Source organism: Streptomyces sp. NPDC059989, from assembly GCF_042736975.1.
In the GTDB taxonomy this organism is placed as follows: domain Bacteria; phylum Actinomycetota; class Actinomycetes; order Streptomycetales; family Streptomycetaceae; genus Streptomyces.
This window is the reverse complement of sequence record NZ_JBHWUO010000009.1, coordinates 184,319-206,813: the sequence shown is the minus strand read 5'-3', so window position 1 is coordinate 206,813 and position 22,495 is coordinate 184,319. Positions and strand designations below refer to the sequence as shown.

At 73.7% G+C, this 22,495-nt stretch carries 22 protein-coding genes; 6 read left to right on the top strand and 16 right to left on the bottom strand.

The window, feature by feature from the left end; all coding sequences use genetic code 11:
- Window positions 1-23 precede the first annotated feature (23 nt).
- Window positions 24-1,226 carry an erythromycin esterase family protein gene (locus ACFWBN_RS11110; protein WP_385174027.1) on the top strand — a complete coding sequence of 401 codons (1,203 nt, stop codon included), beginning with the start codon at window positions 24-26 and terminating at the stop codon, window positions 1,224-1,226.
- A 38-nt stretch (window positions 1,227-1,264) separates the two neighbouring features.
- Here ACFWBN_RS11110 and ACFWBN_RS11105 read toward each other — a convergent pair whose 3' ends face one another.
- The 5 genes from ACFWBN_RS11105 to ACFWBN_RS11085 all read right to left on the bottom strand — a co-directional run bounded on the left by ACFWBN_RS11105 (window position 1,265) and on the right by ACFWBN_RS11085 (window position 6,583).
- Entirely contained in the window at window positions 1,265-2,098 is an 834-nt protein-coding gene (locus ACFWBN_RS11105) for an enoyl-CoA hydratase/isomerase family protein (RefSeq protein ID WP_385174024.1), read from the bottom strand.
- A gap of 54 nt (window positions 2,099-2,152) precedes the next feature.
- Window positions 2,153-2,917 carry a PIG-L deacetylase family protein gene (locus ACFWBN_RS11100; protein ID WP_385174021.1) on the bottom strand — a complete coding sequence of 255 codons (765 nt, stop codon included), beginning with the start codon at window positions 2,915-2,917 and terminating at the stop codon, window positions 2,153-2,155.
- An 83-nt stretch (window positions 2,918-3,000) separates the two neighbouring features.
- Window positions 3,001-4,305 carry an alpha/beta fold hydrolase gene (locus ACFWBN_RS11095; RefSeq protein WP_385174086.1) on the bottom strand — a complete coding sequence of 435 codons (1,305 nt, stop codon included), beginning with the start codon at window positions 4,303-4,305 and terminating at the stop codon, window positions 3,001-3,003.
- 120 nt (window positions 4,306-4,425) lie between these two features.
- Window positions 4,426-5,514: an S-(hydroxymethyl)mycothiol dehydrogenase gene (locus ACFWBN_RS11090; protein WP_385174018.1), complete on the bottom strand. Its 1,089-nt coding sequence runs from the start codon at window positions 5,512-5,514 to the stop codon at window positions 4,426-4,428.
- A gap of 70 nt (window positions 5,515-5,584) precedes the next feature.
- Complete coding sequence (locus tag ACFWBN_RS11085; RefSeq protein WP_385174014.1) at window positions 5,585-6,583, bottom strand: LysR substrate-binding domain-containing protein; 999 nt, start codon at window positions 6,581-6,583, stop codon at window positions 5,585-5,587.
- A gap of 71 nt (window positions 6,584-6,654) precedes the next feature.
- Between ACFWBN_RS11085 and ACFWBN_RS11080 the strand changes: the two genes are divergently transcribed.
- The gene (locus ACFWBN_RS11080; protein ID WP_385174011.1) at window positions 6,655-7,650 is read left to right on the top strand and encodes a dihydrodipicolinate synthase family protein; all 996 of its coding nucleotides are present in this window, start codon (window positions 6,655-6,657) and stop codon (window positions 7,648-7,650) included.
- A 442-nt stretch (window positions 7,651-8,092) separates the two neighbouring features.
- On the top strand, window positions 8,093-8,857 hold the full coding sequence (locus ACFWBN_RS11075; RefSeq protein WP_385174008.1) for a transglycosylase SLT domain-containing protein: 765 nt from the start codon (window positions 8,093-8,095) through the stop codon (window positions 8,855-8,857).
- Between the two features lie 7 nt (window positions 8,858-8,864).
- Here ACFWBN_RS11075 and ACFWBN_RS11070 read toward each other — a convergent pair whose 3' ends face one another.
- From ACFWBN_RS11070 to ACFWBN_RS11040, 7 genes are all read right to left on the bottom strand, one after another.
- Complete coding sequence (locus ACFWBN_RS11070) at window positions 8,865-9,782, bottom strand: squalene/phytoene synthase family protein (RefSeq protein WP_385174004.1); 918 nt, start codon at window positions 9,780-9,782, stop codon at window positions 8,865-8,867.
- 68 nt (window positions 9,783-9,850) lie between these two features.
- A complete protein-coding gene (locus ACFWBN_RS11065; RefSeq protein ID WP_385174001.1) occupies window positions 9,851-11,569 on the bottom strand; it encodes a serine/threonine-protein kinase in 1,719 nt (572 codons plus the stop codon).
- Between the two features lie 27 nt (window positions 11,570-11,596).
- Window positions 11,597-13,276 carry a peptide-N4-asparagine amidase gene (locus ACFWBN_RS11060; protein WP_385173998.1) on the bottom strand — a complete coding sequence of 560 codons (1,680 nt, stop codon included), beginning with the start codon at window positions 13,274-13,276 and terminating at the stop codon, window positions 11,597-11,599.
- 118 nt (window positions 13,277-13,394) lie between these two features.
- On the bottom strand, window positions 13,395-13,874 hold the full coding sequence (gene rraA, locus ACFWBN_RS11055; RefSeq protein WP_385173995.1) for a ribonuclease E activity regulator RraA: 480 nt from the start codon (window positions 13,872-13,874) through the stop codon (window positions 13,395-13,397).
- 92 nt (window positions 13,875-13,966) lie between these two features.
- The gene (locus ACFWBN_RS11050; protein WP_385173992.1) at window positions 13,967-14,233 is read right to left on the bottom strand and encodes a GlsB/YeaQ/YmgE family stress response membrane protein; all 267 of its coding nucleotides are present in this window, start codon (window positions 14,231-14,233) and stop codon (window positions 13,967-13,969) included.
- A gap of 77 nt (window positions 14,234-14,310) precedes the next feature.
- A complete protein-coding gene (locus ACFWBN_RS11045) occupies window positions 14,311-15,207 on the bottom strand; it encodes a hypothetical protein (RefSeq protein WP_385173989.1) in 897 nt (298 codons plus the stop codon).
- Window positions 15,204-16,040, bottom strand: a complete 837-nt coding sequence (locus tag ACFWBN_RS11040) for a phosphatase PAP2 family protein (RefSeq protein WP_385173986.1) — start codon at window positions 16,038-16,040, stop codon at window positions 15,204-15,206. The genes ACFWBN_RS11045 and ACFWBN_RS11040 overlap by 4 nt, the downstream gene beginning before the upstream one ends.
- A 151-nt stretch (window positions 16,041-16,191) precedes the next feature.
- On the opposite strand from ACFWBN_RS11040, the gene ACFWBN_RS11035 reads away from it, so the two are divergent.
- On the top strand, window positions 16,192-16,800 hold the full coding sequence (locus ACFWBN_RS11035; RefSeq protein ID WP_385173983.1) for a TetR/AcrR family transcriptional regulator: 609 nt from the start codon (window positions 16,192-16,194) through the stop codon (window positions 16,798-16,800).
- 200 nt (window positions 16,801-17,000) lie between these two features.
- On the opposite strand, the gene ACFWBN_RS11030 is transcribed toward ACFWBN_RS11035, so the two are convergent.
- Both ACFWBN_RS11030 and ACFWBN_RS11025 read right to left on the bottom strand, forming a co-directional pair.
- Window positions 17,001-17,534 (bottom strand): TerD family protein, encoded by a 534-nt coding sequence (locus ACFWBN_RS11030; protein WP_385173980.1) that lies wholly within the window; start codon window positions 17,532-17,534, stop codon window positions 17,001-17,003.
- Window positions 17,535-17,668: 134 nt separating this feature from the next.
- Window positions 17,669-18,712, bottom strand: coding sequence for a hypothetical protein (locus ACFWBN_RS11025; protein ID WP_385173977.1), 1,044 nt, complete (start codon window positions 18,710-18,712; stop codon window positions 17,669-17,671).
- A 216-nt stretch (window positions 18,713-18,928) separates the two neighbouring features.
- Here ACFWBN_RS11025 and ACFWBN_RS11020 point away from each other — a divergent pair, with 216 nt between their 5' ends.
- Entirely contained in the window at window positions 18,929-19,756 is an 828-nt protein-coding gene (locus ACFWBN_RS11020; protein WP_385173974.1) for a glutamate ABC transporter substrate-binding protein, read from the top strand.
- On the opposite strand, the gene ACFWBN_RS11015 is transcribed toward ACFWBN_RS11020, so the two are convergent.
- Window positions 19,740-20,720, bottom strand: coding sequence for an SMP-30/gluconolactonase/LRE family protein (locus ACFWBN_RS11015; RefSeq protein ID WP_385173971.1), 981 nt, complete (start codon window positions 20,718-20,720; stop codon window positions 19,740-19,742). The genes ACFWBN_RS11020 and ACFWBN_RS11015 overlap by 17 nt on opposite strands.
- A 151-nt stretch (window positions 20,721-20,871) precedes the next feature.
- Window positions 20,872-21,438: a DJ-1/PfpI family protein gene (locus tag ACFWBN_RS11010; RefSeq protein WP_385173968.1), complete on the bottom strand. Its 567-nt coding sequence runs from the start codon at window positions 21,436-21,438 to the stop codon at window positions 20,872-20,874.
- A 213-nt stretch (window positions 21,439-21,651) separates the two neighbouring features.
- Between ACFWBN_RS11010 and ACFWBN_RS11005 the strand changes: the two genes are divergently transcribed.
- Window positions 21,652-22,488 (top strand): endonuclease I family protein, encoded by an 837-nt coding sequence (locus tag ACFWBN_RS11005; RefSeq protein ID WP_385173965.1) that lies wholly within the window; start codon window positions 21,652-21,654, stop codon window positions 22,486-22,488.
- The last annotated feature ends 7 nt before the right edge of the window (window positions 22,489-22,495 follow it).

Below are 22,495 nucleotides of genomic sequence, written 5' to 3'. Positions count from 1 at the left end.
GCTTCAACGATAGCGTTGAGGGCATGGCAACCGACATCACGAACACCGCCCATGCCGTCGAGGCCGGCGCCGTCATGAAGCTGTTCCCGGCCCGGCCGCGGCTGCTCGCCCTGGGCGAGCCCACCCACGGCGAGGACACGCTGCTCGAAGTGCGCAACGCGCTCTTCCGGCAGCTCGTCGAGCAGGAGGGCTACCGGACGATCGCGATCGAGAGCGACTGCCTGATGGGCCTGGTCGTGGACGACCACGTCACCTCGGGCACGGGCACCCTCGACGAGGTCATGGAGCGCGGGTTCAGCCACAGGTTCGGCGCGTCCGCGGCCAACCGCGAACTCGTGCGCTGGATGCGGGCGTACAACGACGGCCGGCCCGCGTCCGACCGGCTCCGCTTCGCCGGCTTCGACGGCCCGCTGGAGATCACCGGCGCCGCGAGCCCCCGGCAGGCCCTCACCGCACTCCACGGCTACCTCGCGGCCCGGGTGGACGCGGACCTGCTCCCCTGCACCGCGGACACGCTCGACCGCCTGCTCGGCGCCGACGACCGGTGGACCGAGCCCGCCGCGATGATGGACCCGTCCCGGTCCGCGGGGCGGTCCGCGGAGGCCCGCGAGCTGCGGCTGCTCGCCGACGACCTGGTGGCACTGCTCGACGAGCAGACGCCGCACCTGATCGCGGCCACCTCGCGGGACGAGTGGGACAGGGCGCGCCTGTACGGGCGCACCGCCACCGGCCTGCTGGGCTACCACCACTGGATGGCCGACAACTCACCGGGCCGTATGACGCGGCTGCTGGGCGTGCGGGGCCGGATGATGGCCGACAACCTCCTCGCCGTCGCCGCGCGGGGCCCGGCACTCGTCCACGCCCACAACGCCCATCTCCAGCGGGAGAAGAGCTCGATGCGGATGGGCGGGACGCCGCTGGAGTGGTGGAGCGCCGGGGCGCTCGTGAGCGCCCGCCTGGGCGAGGGGTACGGCTTCCTGGCCACGGCCGTCGGCACGATCGGGCACCGGGGCGTGGACACCCCGCCGCCGGACACCCTCGAAGGACTCCTGTACGCGCTCCCGCAGGACCGCTGCGTCATCGACGCCCCCCGGCTGGCCACCGCCCTCGGCGATACGCGGCCCGCGCCCCGCGTATCGCCCTGGTTCGGCTACGCCCCGCTCGACCCGGCCCACCTGGCGGACAGCGACGGCCTCGTGTTCGTCAAGGACGTCCCGGGGAGCTAGTGCTGTGGCCACTCTCGGGAATCCGCTTCGCCCGGGGCTCAGCCTCCCGTGAAGTGCGGCGGGCGGCGGGCCGCCTTGGCGGTGTAGCCCTCGCGGCAGTCGTCCGAGGTGAGGGTGAGGGCCGCGGTCATCGCGGCGCGGTCGAGGGCCGCGGGGAGGGCGGCGTCCGCGTAGGCGTCGACCGAGCGTTTGATGCCCTGGACGGCGAGGGGGGCGTTGGCGGCGATGTCGGCCGCCAGGGTTCTGGCGGTGGGCTCCAGTTCCGGGCCGGGGAGGACCAGTTGGACCAGGTTCAGGCGCAGCGCGGTCGCCGCGTCGATGCGTCGGCCCGTCAGGGCCAGGTACTTGGCCCAGCCGGCGCCCGCCTCGCGGGCGATGCGCAGGTCGCCGCCCGCGTCCACCGCCACGCCCAGCTGTGCCTCCGGCAGGGCGAAGACGGCGTCCTCGGCGGCCACCCGGATGTCGGCCATCAGCGCCAGTTCGAATCCGAAGCCGAGGCAGTAGCCCTGGACGGCGGCCACCACCGGCTGCGGGAGGCGGGCGAGGACCGCGAACCGCTCGTGGACCCAGCGGATGCCCTCGTAGTAGTTGCGGGTGCGCTCGGCGGCGGATCCGCCGGTGATCGCGCCGCCGGGGGCCGTGACGTCGATGCCCGCGCAGAAGGCCCGCCCCTCGGCCCGCAGCAGCACGGCCCGCACCGAGGGGTCGAAGCGGATCCGGTCCGCCAGCAGGCCCAGCTGGCGGGTCGACTCCCAGCTCCAGCCGTTGAGTGTGGCCGGACGGCACAGGGTGAGCACCGCGACGCCGTCCGCGACCTCCAGCCGGATCCGCTCCTCGCCCTCCGCGATCTGCGTGGTGATGGTGTCGATCACCCTGTCCCGCACCCCCGTCGATAGCTGACGATCCGTCATCTTAGGGGTGGCCGGTCAGCGGGGGAAGACCTCGAACGGGACCGCCGGGGCGCCGCCGAACCGGGCTGCCGCCCGCTGGGCGTTGCCGGCGAGGAAGGTGCGTACGTACTCCTCGGGGTCCTGGTCCGTCAGCACCTCGATGTAGGCCTTGTGTTCCAGCAGCGACTTCACCGAACGCTCGAAGCCCGGACCGGCATCGGCCGCGTGCGTGGGCGTGCTGGTGCCGGCCACCGCGACCCAGCGCACGCCGTTCCACGGCTCCAGGCCCTGCTCGGAGATGAGTTCCGGGAAGATCCACCGGTTGCCGGCGTCGGCGGCCGCGTCCAGGACGGCCCGGCCCACGGCCTTGTGGTCGGGGGTGTTCCAGTAGCCGCCGCCCTCCTCCCCGCCCCACGTGTCACGGTGGTTGAGGGTGATGACCAGCTCGGGGCGGTGCCGGCGGATGGCCGCCGCGATGTCCCGGCGCAGGTCGAGGCCGTACTCGACGATGCCGTCGCGGTGGTCGAGGAACTCCACCTGGGACACGCCGACGACGGCGGCGCTCGCCCGCTGCTCCGCCTCGCGCAGCGGGGCGCAGTCGGCGGGGGCGATGGTGTCGATGCCGGCCTCGCCGCGCGTGGCCAGGAGGTAGACGACCTCGCGGCCGCCGTCCGTCCAGTCCGCGATCGCGGCCGCGCAGCCGTACTCCAGGTCGTCCGGGTGGGCGACCACGGCGAGGGCGCGCTGCCAGTCGGTGGGCATGGGCTGCAAGGGGGCCTGCTGATCAGGTTGTTCGGTCATGCGTCGCACTGTAGGCGAACGGACCGGCGCGGGCAGGGGGCGGCTCACCCTGCCCGCGCCGCCGCGTCGCTGTGCCGGTCGGCTCAGGCCTCGTCGCGTACGAGGGCCAGGAGCCGGTCCAGGACGCGGGTGCCGCCCGCGCGGACGCCGTCGTGCTCGAACTCGTCCGTCACCCAGGTCCGCAGGCCCCGTACGGCGCGGGCGGTGTCCAGGGAGTGGGCGGTGTCGACGTACATGTCGTCGTGGTAGACGGCGGCGGCCACCGGCACCTCGTTCGCGGCGAGCCGCGCCGGGTCGTAGAGCGGCGCCCAGCCCGTACGGGCGGCCAGCAGTTCGGCGGTCTCGCGCAAGGGGGCGAGGGAGGGGTCGGCGGTGAAGTGCCAGGGGTGGATGGTCTCGCCGGTGAAGAGGAGCGGTTCGTCGCCCGCGAGGGTCTTGGCGGCGTCGAAGCGGGGGTGGCCGGCGCGCACCCGCTCGGCGGCCCAGGCGGTGGGCACGGCCGGGTCCTGGGCGTAGATCGCCTCGTGGACCAGCGCGTAGAGGGGGTGCCCGGCGAAGGAGAGCAGCGCGCGGGCGCCCTCCAGGAAGGCGTCGGAGAGGGCCGGGCCGGCGGGGGTCGGGACGAAGGCGTCCTCCAGCAGGTAGTGCAGCTGGTGGCTGCCGTCGCCGGAGCCGAGGAGGAGGCCGAGGGACTGGAAGGCCTCGACGGTGAGGCGGTAGCCGCCGGGGAGTTCGGCCGGGCGCTCGGCGAGGTGGGACGCGATGCGGCGGGCCCGCTCGGCGTCCATCGGGTAGCGGGCGTAGTGGGCCAGGTTCTTGCGCTCGATGCGGGGGTACGCGGCCTCGTACACCTCGTCGGCGGTGGCGGTCAGCGAGGGGAGGCCGCCGGTGATCAGGGCGGCGGTGAGGCCCTCGGGGGCGGTGGAGAGGTAGTGGGTGGCGCAGAAGCCGCCGAAGCTCTGGCCGAGCACGGTCCAGGGCGCGCCGCCGGTCAGGCCGGGGCGGATCGCCTCGGCGTCGCGCACGATGGAGTCGGAGCGGAAGTGGGCGAGGTACTCGGCCTGCTGCGCGGGCGTGCCGCGCAGGGGCAGGGTCTGCCGGTTCACCGGGGTGGAGCGGCCGGTTCCGCGCTGGTCGAGCAGGAGGACGCGGTAGTCGGCCAGGGCCCGCTCCAGCCAGGCCTGCCGGCCGATGAACCGCCGGGCCCCGAAGCCGGGGCCGCCCTCCAGGTACAGCAGCCAGGGCAGGGTCTCCGGGTCCTTGCCGGAGGCGACGACCTCCCGGGCGTACAGCTCGATCCGTTCGCCGTCCGGCCGCGTGTGGTCCAGCGGGACGGTGAACCGGTGGTCGGTGAGGACCGTACCGGGCTGACGGTAGCTGTGGGCGATGGTCACGGACGGCCCCTGGGGTGCGAGGTGCGGTGACCCGCGCCCCGGCCGGATCGCGGCCGGGGTACGGGTGTGGCGGTCCGTGCGAGTCTAGTACGGGCCTCGGGGCTCTCTGGGGGCTTACGGGAACTCGACGACCGAGCGGAGGACCTCGCCGCGTTCCATGCGGGCGAAGGCGGCTTCGACGCCGTCGAGGGGGATGGTCTCGGAGACGAAGGCGTCCAGGTCGAGCCGGCCCTGGAGGTAGAGGTCCACGAGGAGCGGGAAGTCGCGCTCGGGCAGGCAGTCCCCGTACCAGGAGGACTTCAGGGCCCCGCCGCGGCCGAAGACGTCGAGGAGCGGGAGTTCGAGCTTCATCTCCGGGGTCGGCACGCCGACCAGCACCACGGTCCCCGCAAGGTCGCGGGCGTAGAAGGCCTGTCGGTAGGTCTCCGGCCGGCCCACCGCTTCGATGACCACGTCGGCGCCGTTTCCGCCGGTGAGGCCCTGGATGGCCTGCACCACGTCCTCCTTGCGGCCGTTGACGGTGTGGGTGGCGCCCAGGCCCCGCGCCCATTCCAGCTTCCGGTCGTCGAGGTCGACGGCGATGATGCGCGAGGCGCCGGCCAGGCGGGCACCGGCCACGGCGGCGTTGCCCACTCCCCCGCAGCCGATGACGGCGACGGAGTCGCCCCGGCCGACGTTGCCCGTGTTCAGGGCCGCGCCTAGGCCGGCCATCACCCCGCAGCCGAGGAGGCCCGCGGCGGCCGGGGAGGCGGCCGGATCCACCTTGGTGCACTGGCCGGCCGCGACCAGGGTCTTCTCGGCGAAGGCGCCGATGCCGAGCGCCGGGGAGAGCGGGGTGCCGTCCTCCAGGGTCATGGGCTGGGTGGCGTTGTGCGTGTTGAAGCAGTACCAGGGGCGGCCGCGCCTGCAGGCCCGGCAGGTCCCGCACACCGCACGCCAGTTGAGGATGACGAAGTCGCCGGGGGCCACGGAGGTGACGTCCGGGCCGACGGATTCCACGATCCCGGCGGCCTCGTGGCCGAGCAGGAACGGGAACTCGTCGTTGATGCCGCCCTCGCGGTAGTGCAGGTCGGTGTGGCAGACCCCGCAGGCCTGGACCCGGACGAGCGCCTCGCCCGGTCCCGGGTCGGGCACGAGGATCGTCGTGGTCTCCACCGGCGCGCCCTTGCTCCGGGCGATGACCCCTCGTACGCGATGCGTCACGTTCGTTCTACCCCGCTCTCGTTGAGTTCCGTCCGAACGTACACGGGCTCGGCGCGGTACGGGAGTTGCCTCACTCCGCGGCGTGCGATCCGGCCAAGTCGGGCGGTACGGAGGCGCGCAGGGCGGCGCCGAAGGCGGCCACGGCCGGGTGGCGGGCGGCGCCGCTGCGGAAGGCGAGCTGCGTACGGCGCTGCATGCGCAGGCGGGTGAGGCGGACGGCCGGTTCGGCGGGCTCGGTGATGCCGAGCTGGGGGACGACGGCCACGCCCTGGCCCGCGGCGACCAGGGCGAGGACGGTGGCGAACTCGTCGACCTGATGGCGGACCCGGGGCGTGAAACCGGCGGCCCGGCAGGCCCGTACGGTCATGGCGTGGCAGAGGGTGCCGGGAGTGGCGGTGATCCAGGGGTCGTCGGCGTGCGTACGGAGGACCGCGCCCTGGTCGGCGGCCGCGTCCTGGCCGGGTGCCGGACGCTCGTCGGGGGCCTGACCCCCGTCGGGAGCCGGATCCGGGTCGGGGGTCGCCCGCGGGGGCTCCCCCGCGGGCGCGGCCAGGTACATCGCCTCCCCGTACAGCGGCTCGGTGGCGAGCCCGGGCTCCCGGGCGGCGGGCACCAGGTCGTACACGTGGACCAGGGCCACGTCCAGGTCCCCGGCCCGCAGGGCGTGTGCGACCACCGCCGGGTCGGTCTCGCAGACCATCGGCTCCAGCCCCGGGTGGCGCCGGGCCAGGGCGACCAGCGCCGCCGGGACGATGGCCCGGGTGGCGGTGGGGAAGGCACCGATCCGCAGGGCGCCGGCCAGGCCGCCGCGCGCCTCCGCGAGGTCGGCGTCGGCCTGCTCCAGCCGTTCGAGGACGGCGTCGGCGTGGCGGACCAGGTTCTGCCCGGCGGGGGTGAGCCGGACCCGGCGGCCGGTGCGCTCCAGCAGCGGCAGTCCGGCTTCCCTTTCGAGGACGCCGAGTTGCTGGGACACCGCCGAAGGGCTGAAAGCCAGGGCCTCGGCCACGGCTGCGATGGTTCCGCGGCGGGCCAGTTCGCGCAGCAGGCGCAGGCGTCGTACGTCGAGCATCGGCTCAGCTTACGAGTTGGGTAAGAAATGCGAACTGGATTCGGGGCTCGGGGCGGGTGAGGCTCGGAGGCATGACACAGGACATCGCACCCGATCCCATCGCGCGGAACCTCGTCGCGCGGGACCTCATCGCACCGGACGCCGTCCCCGCGGACCTCGCCCCGGCGGACCACGGCCCCGCGGGCCTCCCGCTCCGCGGGATCCACGTACCGCTGGTCACTCCCTTCACCCGCTCCGGGGACATCGCCGCCGACGCCCTGGAGGCGCTCGCCCACGAGGTGCTCGACGCTGGCGCCGGCGGGATCGTCACCCTCGGCACCACCGCCGAGACGGCCACCCTGGACGAGGCCGAGCGGGACCTCGTCACCGACGTCTGCGCCCGGGTCTGCGGGGAGCGGGGCGCGCTGCTGACCGTCGGGGCCGGGGCGAGCGGGACCCGGGCCGCGGAGGCCTCGCTGGCCCGGCTCGCCCGGTGGCCGCAGGCGCGGGCGGCGCTGGTGACGGTGCCCGCATTCGTGCGGCCTTCCGCGGCGGGGGTGTTGGCGCACTTCGCGCGGCTGGCCGAGGTGAGCCCCGTACCGCTGATCGTCTATCACATCCCCTACCGAACCGGGCAGCCGCTGGGCGCCGCCGCCCTGCGGGGGCTCGGGGCGCTCGCGGGGGTCGCCGGGGTGAAGTACGCGGGCGGCGGCATCGACCAGGACACGGTGGCGCTCCTCGGCGACCTGCCGGAGGGGTTCACGGTGCTGGCGGGCGACGACGCCTACCTCTCCCCGCTGCTGGCGATGGGCGCGGCGGGCGGGATCCTGGCCTCGGCGCATCTGGCGACGGCCCGCTTCGCGGAGCTGGCCGGCGCCTGGCGGGCGGGCGACATGGCGCGGGCGCGGCCGCTGGGGCACGCGCTGGCCCGGCTCTCGGCGGCGGCCTTCGCCGAGCCCAATCCCGCGGTGGTCAAGGGCGTGCTGCACGCCCAGGGGCGGATCCCGGATCCGGGGGTGCGACTCCCCCTCCTGCCGGCGTCGCGGGCGGCCGTGGCGGCCACGCTGGAGCGGCTCGCGGAGCTCTGAGGCGGGGGAAGCCGAGGGGCGGGTGAGGGGGCGGCCGAGGGGAGCGGTGAGGGCTCGGGATTGCCCGGAAAGAGTCCGAGATGGGCGATTCGCAACCAACGTACAGATCACCCGAATGAGGCATGGCGAGAGCGGACTTGTCCGCCCGCCCGGGCGGGCCGCGACGGGCCCTTCAAACCGTGATGTGAGTCACTCCGGGAGCATCAACATCATTTCCCCATAGGGGGCGGATTCCCTTTTCCCGGAAAGAAAGTTGGCTATGACCCGAACGCGCCGTCAAGGTCATTTTCCGGGCGGATAGTCGGATGTCGATCTACCGGTGGAAATCGGGCCTTGTTCCGGCCCGGCGCGCTCGCCTACGGTCACCCTCATTCCCGGTGTTCCACTGCCGAATCCGGCCACGTCGGGAGCCTCTCCGTCCCCCCACGTGAGGAAATGCGCCATGCCCGCAAAGGGAAAGCACCGTCGGCCGAAGCAGCACCCGATCACCCGCAAGCTGGCCCTCGCCGGCACGGGCGGCGCGGCGCTCGCCCTGCCCCTGATCAGCACGACCACCGCAGGGGCGACGGAGGTGGCGGCCGCTCCCACGACCAATTCCGTGGTCACCGCTCCCGCGGCCGCCGCTCCCACGACCAATTCCGTGGTCACCGCTCCCGCGGCCGCCGCTCCCACGACCTATTCCGTGGTCGCCGGCGACACCCTTTCCGAGATCGCGGTGGAGCATTCCGTGAGCGGCGGCTGGAAGCAGCTCTACGCGGCGAACAAGAGCGTCATCGGCGACAACCCGTCGATCATCCGGCCCGGCATCAAACTGAAGCTCGGCACCCAGCCGGAGGCCCCCCGCGCGAGCAGGTCCGCCGCCCGGCCCGCCATCACCCCCACCTACGCGAACAACCTCGACGGCTGGATCAAAGAATCTCTCGCCGTGATGGCCGAGCACGGAATTCCCGGCACCTACAACGGAATTCACCGCAACGTGATGCGGGAGTCCTCGGGCAACCCCCTCGCCATCAACAACTGGGACATCAACGCCCAGAACGGCATCCCCTCCAAGGGCCTGCTCCAGGTCATCGACCCGACCTTCCGCACCTACCACGTGCCGGGCACCTCGTCGGACTCGTACGACCCGGTCGCCAACATCACCGCCGCCTGCAACTACGCGGCCGCCCGCTACGGCTCCATCGACAACGTCAACGGGCCCTACTAGCCACGTGTCACGGCCGGCCCGCGCGCGGACGGTGCGCGCGGGCCCGCAGGAGGATGCGCAGCGGGGCGACCAGGCCGTAGCCGGTGTCCCGGCGCAGGGCGGTGATGCCCGCGCGCTCCACGGCGGTCAGCTGCTGCGCCATGAGCTCCATCATGGTCGCGACCACGGGGCGCAGGCCCGGGTCGGCAAGGGCGAGCTGCCCGTCGGTGGCGTCGAGGGCGGCCCGGGCGCGGCGGGTCTCGTCGGCGAGGAGGGCGCGTACGGCCGGGGTGTCGCGGCCCTGTTCGAGGTCGGCGCGGGTCACGGAGTGCTCGGCGAGACGGTCGCGCGGAATGCAGAGCCGGCCGTCCGCGAGGTCCCCGGCGAGGTCGGCGAGGAAGTCGACGCGCTGGGCGGCGTCGACGAACCGCCGCCAGCCCGCGGCCTGTTCGGGGTCGGGGCCGCCCTGGTAATGGAGGCCGGTGAAGACCAGTACGCCGGGCCAGGCGTAGGCGTCGAGGTAGGCCTGGAAGTCCTCCTCGGAGCCGAAGCCGTCGAATCCGGCCTCGGCGGTGGCGGCGCCCTCCAGGAACCGGGAGACCCAGTGCGGGGGCAGGGCGCGGGAGTGCACGGCGTGGGCGTAGGCGCGCAGCACGGGGTCGGGGCTGTCCCCGGACTTCAGGGCGGCCTCGACCTGCCCGGTCAAGGCGTCCAGCGCGGTGGCCCGTTGCTGCGGGGTACCGGTTTCGGCCACGTCGTCGACCAGGTTCATGAAGGCGAGACCGGCGGCCAGCCAGGGCACCAGCGGCGGGGCGGCCAGCAGCCGCAGCGCGAGGTAGGGGGCGGGTTCGCGGCGGAGCACCCGGCGTGCGGCGTATGTGTAGTCCTCCCGCAGCCGGGTGCCGGATATCCCGGCCGCCGTGAGTGTGGTGCGCCAGCTGGGCATGGCGATCTCGCTCCCTTGACCTCTTCGAGCACGCGTCCGTACGTACGCGTGTGTACCGGTACACGATGTCAGGAAGGGACGACCTTCTTGACCTTGCCGTCGATACCGGCGAGGACGTAGCCGCCACGGCCGTACTCGTCGCTGAGGTACGGGCGCATGCAGGGGACCTGGTCCATCATCCAGGGCTCGACGATGACGTAGCGCGAGGTCGGGTTCGGGACGCCGAGGTCCTTCTTGGACTGCTCCAACAGGCCGGGCAGGGCGTCCCAGTCGACCGCTGCCATGTCGATCAGCGGCTCGCCGTCCTTGACCGTGCCGTCCGGACCGGTGCGCTTGGCCGCGCCGTCGCGGTACTGCCAGGCGTCCACGGTCTCGGCTCCGGGGCCGGTGGGGATGGAGGCGAGGACGTAGCCGTCGTAGACCTTCAGGTCCACGAAGGTGGTCGTGCCCGTCTGCTGCTTGAACGCCTCCAGGGCGATCCGGATGTTCTCCGGGGTGAGCAGGCTGCCCCGGGCCGCGCCCGCCTTGGGCGTGTTCGGCTTCGGGCCGGTGCTGGGCGCGGCAGCGACAGTGGTGGCGGTCGCCGTGGCGGTGGCGGTGGCGGTGGCGGTGGCGGTGGCGGTGGCGGTGGCGGTGGGGCCGGTTATGGAACCGCCCTTCGCGTCGTCGCGGCTGCCGGCGGTCCCGTCCGGCAGCCACTGGACGAGGCCGACGGCTCCGGCCGCCAGCACCGCTGCGAGTGCGGCGCCGATCAGGGCCGGGCGCCTGCGCGGGGCGGGTGCCAGGGGAAGGGGCGCGGTGGTGACCGCATAGGGCGAGGGCCCCGGGCCGAACGGCGGCGGGGCGGGCAGGGTGGGCGGCCCGTACTGCCCGTACGGGGCCGGGACGGCGGGACCGGCCACCGGCGCCGCGCCGGAGCCCGCGCCCGGGCCGGCCCCGAGAGCAGTGCTCGCATCCCGGAGCAGTCGTTCCAGCCGAGCCCCGTCGGGCCGCGCGGCCGGGTCCCGTACGAGCAGCCGTTCCAGTACGGATCCCAGCGGGCCGGAACGCACGGGCACCGGGATGGGATCGTCCAGCACGGCGACGACCGTGGCCAGGCTGGTGGCCCGGCGCAGCGGGTGGACCCCTTCCGCGGCCACGTACAGCAGCATGCCGAGCGACCACAGGTCGGAGGCGGCCAGTCCCTCCTCTCCCCGCACGCGTTCGGGTGCGATGTACTCCGGGGAGCCGATCAGCACGCCGGTGGCGGTGAGCCCCGTCGATCCGTGCAGGGCCGCGATGCCGAAGTCGGTGAGCACCGCCGACCCGTCGGGCCGCAGCAGCACGTTGGCCGGTTTCACGTCGCGGTGGAGGATCCCCTCGGCGTGTGCGGCACGCAGCGCGGACAGGAGGTCGAGGCCGAGCCGCAGCACCTCCGCGAGCGGCAGCGGCCCGGAGGCCAGCCGGTCGTGCAGGGAACCGCCCCGGACGAGCTCCATGACGATCCACGGATGCCCGTCCGCGCCCTCCGCCGGTTCGACGATGTGGTGGATCGTCACCACGTGGGGGTGGGCGAGGCGGGCGAGGGCGCGGGCCTCGCGGACGGCCCGTTCGCGCAGCTGGTCGGTCAGTCCGGGCTGGGCGGCGGCGGTGGCCGGGTCCGGCGGGCGCACTTCCTTGAGCGCGACCTCGCGGTGCAGGGCGATGTCGCGGGCCCGCCACACCGTACCCATGCCGCCGCTGCCCAGGGGCGCGACCAGTTCGAAGCGCCCGTCGATCAACCGTCTGCCAGACTCACCAGTGTCCATGGGCGGTCATCGTAGGCGGCGCCGGATTCAGCAGCGGCGCCGGTCCTCGGTCACCGTGCCCTGGACGGTGGTCACCGTGCGGTCGTGGCAGCCGCCCGGCGCCCCGGACCCGTACAGCCGGTGGCGGGCCGTGGTGGTGGCGACCGCGTGCCGCTGGTCGCGCGGGACGTTCGCGGTGTAGGTGGCGTCGCCCGTGTACCGGTCGTCGAGCCGGGAGACGTCGACGGTCCGGCCGCCGCGCAGGGTGACGGTGTCCGCGCGGTCGCCGAGGGAGAGGACGGTGCGCAGCCGGTCGCCGGCGCCGAGGGTGGTCTCGCCGTCCATCGTGTACGTGCGCGCGGTGCGGGTGGCGTTGGCCCCGCGGGTCACGGTCTCCTCGTCGGTCCAGGTGGCGGTGAGCGCGTCGCGGTTCTCGCCGTCGGTCCAGCGGTGTACGGAGGTGCCCCGCACGGCGCGGGTGACGGTGGTGGTGACCCGGCCGTGGGAGGTGTCCAGGTGCCCGGCGACGGTCAGCCGGTGGGCGCCCTCGGTGTCCAGGCGGTGCTCGGCTCCGGGCGTGCCGGGTGTGGCGGGCGTCCAGCGGGAGGAGTTGGCCGGATCGCTCTGCTCGTGCCGGGTCAGCGCGCCGGTGACGACCTCGCGGGCCTCGTCCTGCCAGAGCAGCAGATTGGTGGGGGTGCTCCAGCCGCTCTGCCCGGCCGGCACCCCGGCCACGGACACCTCGATCCGGTGCGGGCGCCCGTCGTTGAGCAGGGCGGCGTAGGGGGTCAGGTCGTAGAGGAGGGGCTGCACGTCGAAGGCGCGCGGGCCGGGAGTGACGTACCAGAGGAAGGGGTTGGACCAGCCGCCGGTCCAGACGGTGGGGAAGGGCGCGGCGATGCCCGCGAGCGCGCCGTCCACGGAGATGCGGACCTCGCGGTGGGGGCCGTCGGCGGCCTTGCAGGAGTACGGGGCCGCGTCCGGGGTGGTCATGTACCAGTACTCCTCGCAGCCGCCGCCCGAGCCCGTCGCGTAGACCTCGGCGAGGAGGCGCTCGGTGTTGCGCGGGGTGGTGACGGCCGGCGAGGTGAGCGGGAGGACGCGGTCGGGGGTGTCGGGGGTCACGGTACCGCGCTCGGCCGCGTAGAAGGTGAGGGTGACCTTGACGTCGATGACGCCGGTGTAGGTGTCGTTGACGACGTTGCCGATGAGCATCTCGACGGGCTGGGGGCGGGTGAGGGTGTCCCGGTAGCGGGTGACGTCCTTCTCCACGGACCAGGTGATGCCGTCGGGCGAGGGCTGCGGGGTGGAGGTGCGCAGGATCTCGACGCCGCCGAGGGAGAGGTACCCGAGCCGGTCGTACTGGCGGCCCTTGACCTTGCCGTCGAGGCGGAGCACCACCTTGGCCCAGTGGCCGGTGCCGCAGCCGCGGGGCGGCGCGTAGCCGCCCCGGTACGGGGTGAAGTCGCGGAACTGCGCCTCGGCGAGGGTCACCTCGCAGGACCGGGTCGCGGGCCGGGTGACGGGCGGCGCGACGGTGAGGGGGTCGTGCCAGTCGGTGCCGAACTCGGCGGGCGGCTCACCCGCGGGCGCGGCCGCGGCGGGCACGGCCGCGGGGTACGCGGTCGTGGCGGGCACGGTCGTGGCGTACGCGGGTCCCGCGCCGGCGACGGTGGCGGCGGCCAGCGCGATCGCGCCGAGCACGCCCATGATCCTGTGTCGTCTCATGGGCCCGCAGTGAAACCCGGCCCGCCGGGACCGCGCCAGGGCCGGTGTGCGGAATGTGGCCGGATCTCGCCCCCGCGGCCCGGCCCGGCGGCGTACGGCCGAAGGGGCCGGCTCAGGATCAGGCCGGCAGGACCACGATGCCGTCGTCGTCCGCGTGGACCGTGTCCCCGGGTCGGAAGGTGGTGCCGCCGATCGTGACGGGCACGTCCACCTCGCCCGCGCCGGTCTTCCCGCTCTTACGGGGAACCGTGCCCAGTGCCTTGATGCCGAGGTCGAGCCCGCCCAGGGCCACGCTGTCGCGGACCGCGCCGTTGATGATCAGGCCCGCCCAGCCGTTGCGCTCGGCCGCGCCCGCGAGGAGGTCGCCCACCAGGGCGGTGCGCAGCGAACCGCCGCCGTCCACGACGAGGACGGCGCCCCCGCCCGGCCCGTGGACGAGTTCGCGCAGCAGCGCGTTGTCCTCGTGGCAGGAGAGGGTCCGCACCGGGCCTGCGAACAGCCGGCGGCCGCCCAGCTGCCGGAACTGCGTGGCACAGATGCCGAGGTCCTCGCCGTGCTCGTCGTACATGTCGGCCGTGGGCACTGGGGTGACGCTCATGTCGCTGAAACTTCCTCGCTGCTCGTTCTCGCTCGTACGTCGCGCCGTGCGGCCAGCGTAATCGGCGGCTCGGCGGCGCCGGCGGGCCCGGGTCAGTCGCGGGAGTTGCCGAACAGGATCCGGTAGCCGATGAGCAGGACCAGCGAGCCCGCGATCGCGGAGCCCCAGGTGGCGAGGTCGAAGAACTGGGTCTGGATCGGCCGGTCGAGGAACTTCGCCGAGAGCCAGCCGCCGATGAAGGCGCCGGCGACGCCGATGAGGGTGGTTCCGATCAGACCGCCCGGGTCCCGGCCGGGCAGCAGGACCTTGGCGATGCCTCCGGCCAGCAGTCCCAGGATGATCCAGCCGACGATCCCCATGCCCGTTCACTCCGTTTCGGTGGTCCGGTGTTTCACCGGGGAGGACGCGGCCGGGGCGCGAACGGTTCTCCGGCCGCTCAGCGGCGGTGGGCGGACCGCGCCAGGGCGAGGCCGCCGGGGGTCCGCGCGGGCCCGACGACCCCGGGGGTCGCGGCGGCGGGCGGGGTGCGGGTCAGCAGCAGGACCCCGCGCGCCGCCGCGGCGGCTCCGGCCACCGCCAGCAGGACGCCCAGTGCGCCGCCCTGGAGTCGTTCGCCGAGCAGGACCATGCCGATGGCGGCCGCGGCGAGCGGGTTGGCCAGGTTCACCACGGCGAGGGGGGCGCCGAGCCCGCCGCGGTAGGCCCGCTGCGACAGGAGCAGCCCGCCGACCGCGAACACCACGACGAGCAGCGCCACCGCGATGACCCGGACGCTGAGCAGGGATCCGCCGCGGCCACCGGCCACGGCCACGGTCTGGGTCAGGGCGGAGGCGGCCGCGGAGGCCAGCCCGGAGGCGGTGGCGTGGCGCAGCCCCGACCGGGGGTCCTTGACCGCGGTCAGCATCAGGATGACGGCGATCGTGGCCCCGGAGACGGCGAGGGCCTCGGCCAGGGTGAGGGTGTCGTCGGGGGCCGGTCCCGAGGCGGGGAGCAGCAGCAGGCCCAGCCCCGCGACGGTGGCCAGGGTGCCCCGCCACTCGGTGGCCGCCACCCGGCGCCCGGCTCGGCGCGCGCCCAGCGGGACGGCGGCCACGAGGGTGAGCGCGCCGAGCGGCTGGACCAGGGTGAGCGGCCCGTACCGCAGAGCGGCGGCGTGCAGGAGCGCGGCGGCCGCGTTCAGCCCGGCCGACCACCACCATGCGCTGTTGCCGAGCAGGGCCTTGGCGCTGCGGGCGACGGCGGCCCGGGCGAGGCGCTCCTGGGCGACGGCGGCGGACGCGTAGGCGACGGCCGAGGCGAGGCAGAGGCAGACGGCGAGCGCGGTGGCGTTCATCGCCCGGCCTCGACGGGCTCGGCGGCGCGCCGCGGGCGGGGCAGGTCCCGTACGGCGGCACCCGCGTCGGTCTCCACGTCGGCGTCGGGGCCGGCGTCGGTGTCGTTCGGGACCGGCCGCGGGATCAGCAGCAGGGCCGCCCCGAGCAGGACGGTCGCCACGATCGCGTCGAGCCAGTAGTGGTTGGCCGTGCCCACGACCACCAGCAGGGTCAGCAGGGGGTGCAGCAGCCACAGCGCGCGCCACCTGGACCGGGTGGCGGCGATCATGCCGAGTGCGAGCATCAGGGCCCAGCCGAAGTGCAGCGAGGGCATCGCGGCGAACTGGTTGGCCATGGTGTCGGTGGCCGGCGCGGCCCCGTAGACGGTGGGTCCGTAGACCTGGCCGGTGTCGATCAGGTCCGCGTCGCCGAGCATCCGCGGGGGCGCGAGCGGGAAGGCGAGGTGCAGGGCGAGGGCGGCTCCGGTGAGGACGGCGAGCACCCGCCGGGTCCACAGGTAGTGGCCGGGGCGGCGCAGGTAGAGCCAGACCAGGAAGAGCGCGGTCGCCGGGAAGTGGACGGCCGCGTAGTAGGTGTTCGCGACGTGCACGAGGGCGTCCCCGTGCATCAGCATCCGCTGCACCGCCCCCTCGCCGGGCAGGTGCAGGGCGCGCTCGGCGTCCCAGATCCGCGCGGCGTTGCGGAAGGCCTCGTCCGTGCGTCCGGTGGAGAGCATCCGGCCGGCCTTGTAGACGGTGAACAGGCCCGCCACGAGCAGCAGCTCGCGTATGAGGCGGCGGCGCGCGGCTCTCCGTCCGGCTGCCGGATCGGCAGGTGTGGTCTGGGAGGTCATCCCCCGGTCTCTCTTCTCTCTACGCGCACATCGACACGCCAGTGTATCGATACATTCGCGTATCGATACGACCGTGTACCGATACGCTCGCGTTCCCCTACACTCGTACTCGAACCTGCCGCCAAGGCGCCCCCGAGGAGAGCCGCACCCCATGACGTCGACGCCGATCACCGCGCGCCGCTCCAAGATCACCCCGGAGCGGGAGCAGGAGTTCTACGAGGCCGTCCTGGACCAGCTGCGCGAGCACGGCTACGAGGCCCTGACCATGGAGGGCGTCGCCGCCCGGGCGAGCTGCGGCAAATCCACGCTGTACCGGCAGTGGAAGACCAAGCCCCAGCTCGTCGCCGCCGCCCTGCGGGCGAACCGGCAGGGCACCCTGGTCGCGGTGGACACCGGTTCGCTGGCGGGCGACCTGCGCGAGGCGGCCCGGATCGCGGCCTGCACCTCGGGCCGCGACACCCGGCTCGCCCAGGCCCTCGGGCACGCCGTGCTCAGCGACGAGGAGCTCCAGGCCGCCCTGCGCGAGGCCCTGGTCGAGCCGGAGCTGGCCGCGTTCGACGCGATGGTGGAGCGGGCCGTGGCCCGGGGCGAGATCGCCGCGGACCACCCGGCCGTGGAGTTCCTGCCCGCGCAGCTGATGGGCGTGCTCCGCATCCGGCCGGTGCTGGAGGGGCGGTACGCGGACGCCGACTACCTGGTGCGGTTCGTCGACGCGGTGATGCTCCCCTCCCTGGGTCTGACAGCACCCGGGACCCCCTGAACCGGCGGGCCGCCGTCCTGATGACCTGACGGCGACCTGCCCGCGCTGCCTCGTGGGGACGGCGGCAGCGCGCCACCCGGACCGGGCGGCGGCCACTCACACGTGGAGCGGCCGCCGCCCGATCTGTGCGGACCGTCCGTGCGGGCCGCCGTCACGGTCGTGAACCCGCGGACAGCGCCGGGGCCCGTCGGTGGGCACGGTCAGCGAAGCGCGCCCATGGTGCGGGTGAACTCCTCGGGGCCGGCGTCGAAGCCGCGCAGGCGGGCGTCGAGCGACCAGACGCCCGAGTCCTCCCGGGTGAACTCCGCGACCGTGGCCGCGGTGGCCTCCGGGACGGACTCGAAGCCGCCCTGGGCGAGGTCCGTGTACCCCTCGCGGATCCGGATCCCCGTGCCGGGGATGTCGGCGAAGGTCTTCCGGGGGCCGCCGCCGGTGTCCTGGATGATCACGCCGACCACCACCCGGCGCAGCTCCGGTGCCATCCGGTCGAGTTCGAGGGTCATCACCTCGTCGAAGCCGAAGCCCTGGCCCGTGTGGCTGTCCCGGTTCAGGGTGATGGTGCCGTCGGGCGAGCGGCTGCCGAAGTGGACCAGGTGGAGGGGCGCCCCGTGGAGGTCCGCCGCGCCGTAGACCGCGGCCACTATGTCGAGGTCGTGCGCGGGCGTGCCGGCGGGGCTGGGGTCCCACCGCAGCCCGACCTCCACCTTGGCCAGACCCTTGCGTACACCGGTCACCGAACTCCCCCTCCTTTGAACGGGTATGGCCCGGACATGTTCCCACGCGGCTCCCGCCAGGACCGAACGGCCGTACGTTCCCGGCCAGTTCGCCGGAGCCCTGGGCGGAGCCGGCCCCGGTCACCCCGGTCCGGTCACCAGGAGCCGTCCTGTACGGGCCTGCCCGGCCTCGGCGCGTTGCCGAGCGGCTTGACCTGGCCCGAGCCCGGCTCCGCCCAGGGGGCGTGGTCGTCGCCGAGCCACTCCCCCACCGGCTTGACCCCGTCCAGGGCCTCGGCCGGGGCGAGGTCGGCGGCGGTCTCGTCGTAGTGGTCGAACCAGGGCAGCCCGGCCTTGGTGTAGGCGGCCCGGTCGACCGGCGAGGGCGGTGCGCCCTCCCCGGTGATACGGCGCCACGCGGGCGGGGTCACGAGGTGGACGAAGACCCGCGCGGCCGGCTCCGGCGCCCAGGCGGAGAGGGAGCGCTCGTCCCGGTAGACCTCCTGGCGCATGGTGCCGCCGACGCCGAGCCCCATCGCCGGGGCCGCGGGCGCGCCCGGCCCGCCCCGCCGCGGGGCCGCACCGGGCGCGGGCGCCGCCATCGGCTTCGGTGCGGCGCCCCCGTAGCCGCCTCCGCCCGGCCCCCGCGTCCGCGCCTGCTCCGCCAGCCGCCACTCGGTCCGCGCCTCCGGCCCCAGCGGGAACGCCTGAAGCTGCACCCCGCCGGTGGTCTCCTCGCCGGTCACCTGGCCCTCGACGGTGGCACCGAGCCCCAGCGGTACGGCGACGAACTGGCGCACCGTCCCGTCGCCCGAGTTGATCCCGTCCAGCCACGGCTGCCGGGGCAGCACCACGTAGTTCTGCGGGGTGCGGGCCAGCCGGCCCGTCCAGCGCTCGCCGGAGACGGCGCACACCTTGCCGACCCCGACCTGGAGGGCGGCGGGCTCCCGGCTTCCGCCGAAGCTCAGCCACATCGCCTCGCGCAGGTACACGGGCAGCATCACGCCGCCCTTCGCCAGCCACTCCGGCGGCACGGTGTCCGGGTAGTCCTCCACCCTGCGGAGCGGGAACTCCCCCAGCCCCGGGGGCAGCGCGTGCGTGCCCGTTTCGGGCAGCCTCAGTGTCCGCTTGAAGCGGATCTGCACCCCTTCGCCCAAGTGCAGCGCATTACCGTCGAGCCGTACCGAATCAGTCCCCATGCCCGCCCCTTTTTCCCGTTCCCGCCCGGATCGAGCACATGATCTGCGGTCGTTCCGGATCGTTATCCTCAAGTTTTCCTCAGATGTAGTGACGCTGCGCCCGTCCCCTTCCTAGCTTCCTCATACACGTGTCTCGACGTCCCCCCACGTCCCCGCGGTTCCCCGCGCGCCCGGCGATCCCGGCGCGCGGCCCGCGTTCCGAGGAAAGAGTGCAGCATGAAGGTTCCCCAGGCCGGAGCGGTCGCCGCAGTGATCGCCCTCGTCCTCACCACCTCCGGGTGCAACGGTGACGACGAGCCCAAGGGGAAGCTCTCGATCGGCATCAAGTTCGACCAGCCGGGCATCGGCATGCGCGAGGCCGACGGCACCTTCTCCGGCTTCGACGTGGACGTCGCCACCTACGTGGCCAAGGAGCTGGGCTACAAGCCCGACCGGATCGACTTCACGCAGGTCTACAGCAACGACCGCGAGCTGCTGCTCCAGTACAACGAGGTGGAGTTCGTCGCGGCGAGCTACTCGATCAGCGACAAGCGCAAGGAAAAGGTCGACTTCGCCGGCCCGTACTTCCTCGCGCACCAGGACCTGCTGGTCCGCGCCGGCGACACGAGCATCACCAAGGCCGAGGACCTCAACAACAAGCGGCTCTGCTCGGTCACCGGCTCCACCTCGGCGGAGAACGTCAAGAAGAACCTCGCCCCGAAGGCGAGCCTCCTGGAGTCGGAGGGGTACTCGGACTGCCTCGTCGCCCTCAATGACGGCCTGGTCGACGCCATGACCACCGACAACTCCATCCTGGCCGGGTACACCGCCCGGAAGGGCAACGAGGGCAAGTTCAAGCTGGTCGGGCTGAGCCTGAGCAGCGAGAGCTACGGCATCGGTGTCAAGAAGGGCGACAAGGAACTCCAGCGCAAGATCAACGCCGCGCTGAAGAAGATGGTCGAGGACGGCTCCTGGGAAGCCGCCGTGAAGAAGAACTTCGGCGCGGCCGACTACAAGTACGAGCCGGCCCCGCAGGTCACGTCCGGCATCACAGCGGGCAGCTGACGATCGTCGAGGCGGTGGCCGGGTCCGACCAGTCGGCGTCGAAGCGGGCGTTGACGACGTAGAGCCGGTCGCCGTACACCGCCGCGGTCGTCGGCTCGTCGAAGCGCGGGTCGGTGATCCGCTTCAGGAACCGGGCCCGGCGGCCGTCCCCGCTCAGGGTGAACACGTCGACGGCGTAGGCCCAGTTGCGCACGACGTACAGCGTGCGGCCGTGGACCACGAGCCCGTCGCCGTTGCCCACCGACCCGCCGTCGAGCACGGTGCGGGTGGCTTCGCCGGTGCGCGGGTCGACGCGGTACAGCGCCTCGGCGGTGTCGTGCACCACCAGCAGGGCCCGGCCGTCGGGGGTCCGCTCGATGCCGTTGGCGCCCCAGTACTGGCCGCCGGGCGGAACCGGGGCCCACTCGCCGCCGAGTCGCAGGGCACGCGGCGCGGCGCCGGCGCCGGTGAGCTCGCGGCCGGCGGGCAGGAAGTACAGGACGTCGTTGAAGGAGTCGGTGAACCAGGCTCCGCCGCATCCGACGACGACGTCGTTGACGAAGGTGGTGCCGGTCGCGGCCTGGTGGGTGGCCAGCACCCGGCCGTCGCCGGCGTGGATCACCCGGATCTGGCCACTGGCACCGCCCGCGACGAGCAGCCTGCCGTAGGTGTCGAGCTTGAGCCCGACCGACATCGGGCCCTGGCCGCGGGAGAGGATCCGGCCGGTCCCGTCGGCGAGGTCGGCGCGGTAGATCGAGCCGTCGATCAGCGAGCCCGTGTAGGCCACGCCGCGGCCGGAGACGGCTATGCCCTCCGGCTGGAAGCCGGGCGGGGTCGCGAGGGTGTCCGGCCGCCGGGAGGCCTCGGACGCGTCGGCCCCGGCGGGGCGGGCCTGGGCGATCGGGGCGAACGGACCTGCGAGCGCCGCGCCGCCGAGTGCCGCTGCCGCGCCGATGAACGTGCGCCGACCCAAGGGTCCAGTCACGGTGGTGTCCTTTCAACTGCCTTGGTGGAAGCGTCGTTTGACGCTTCCACCTCAGCACACCTCCCGCACCCCGACGGTCCCCGGCCACGACACTTCACAAGGGAATGAGGAGCCTCCCCTTCGCGCCCGGGCGGTCAGGTCAGGTGTCCGATCAGGTCACGGGGGCCTTGCTCCGCAGCACGGTCAGGAACTCCCGCATCCAGCGCGAGTGGTCGGGCCAGGCCCTCGCCGAGACGAGCGTGCCGTCCACGACCGTCTCGGAGTCCTCGAACTCGGCCCCCGCGGCCTTCATGTCCAGCTCCAGCGCCGGATACGCGGTCACCCGGCGGCCCGCCAGGCCCCCGGCCGCGGCGGTGATCAGGGGCCCGTGGCAGATCTGGGCGATGGGCTTGTCGGAGCCCGCGAAGGCCTCCAGGATCCGCCGCACCTCGGGATCGTTGCGCAGGTACTCCGGCGCGCGCCCGCCCGGGACGACCAGGGCCGCGTAGTCGTCCGTGACCACGTCGGCGAAGGCCAGGTCGGCCGGCCAGGTGTAGCCGGGCTTCTCGGTGTAGGTGTCGAAGCCGTCCTCGAAGTCGTGGACCACGAACCGCAGCTTCTTCACGGACGGCGCCGCGATGTGGACCTCATAGCCCTCCTCGCGCAGGCGCTGGTACGGATACAGGACCTCCAGCGACTCCGCCGCGTCGCCGGTCACGATGAGGATCTTGGCTGCCATGTGCTGCTCCCGTCAGGGCTGTTCACGGTCGGCTCGGCCCCGCCGGGGCCACCGCTACCCTGCCCGCGGCGCAGGCCGGGCACACACCAAGGTCCTCACGCCGGACACATGGTTTTTACCTGTAGGGCACATGACAATGTGAGCCTCGCTCTGCCACCTGACACCCCGCCAATTCCCCGGGCGGGGACGGTGCGTGTGGAGAGGTACCCCCACGTGAAGAGAATCCAGCGCCTGACCCCCTGGGCGGCCGGCCTGGCGGCCGCCGCCCTGTTCGCCGTACCCGCCGCGGCCTCCGCCGGCCAGCAGCGGACGGCGGCCCCCCACCCCGCCGCGGCCGCCACCCCGGTGGACGCCTATGCCTCGTCCGTCGACGCCTACTACGCGGCCGCCGAGGGCAAGACCGGCGCCGCGCTGAAGACCGCCCTGCACGACATCATCAAGACCCAGTCCAAGGTGAGCTACGACGGCGTGTGGAACGCGCTGAAGGTGACCGACCAGGACCCGGCCAACAGCAACAACGTCATCCTGGTCTACTCCGGCCGCTCCCAGTCCAAGTCCACCAACGGCGGCGGCGTCAACGACTGGAACCGCGAGCACGTCTGGGCCAAGAGCCACGGCGACTTCGGCACCGCAACCGGCCCGGGCACCGACCTGCACCACCTGCGCCCCGAGGACGTCACGGTCAACAGCACCCGCGGCAACAAGGACTTCGACAAGGGCGGCAGCCCGGTCGCCGAGGCCCCGGGCAGCTTCACCGACGCCGACTCCTTCGAGCCGCGCGACGCGGTCAAGGGCGACGTGGCGCGCATGCTGCTCTACATGGCGGTGCGCTACGACGGCGGTGACGGCTTCGCCGACCTGGAGATGAACGACAAGGTCAACAACGGGTCCGCCCCGCTCTTCGGCAAGATCAGCCTGCTGAAGCAGTGGAACCAGATGGATCCGCCGGACGCCTTCGAGCAGCGCCGCAACCAGGTCATATTCGACACCTACCAGCACAACCGCAACCCGTTCATCGACCACCCGGAGTGGGTCAGCTCCATCTGGTGACCGCCCG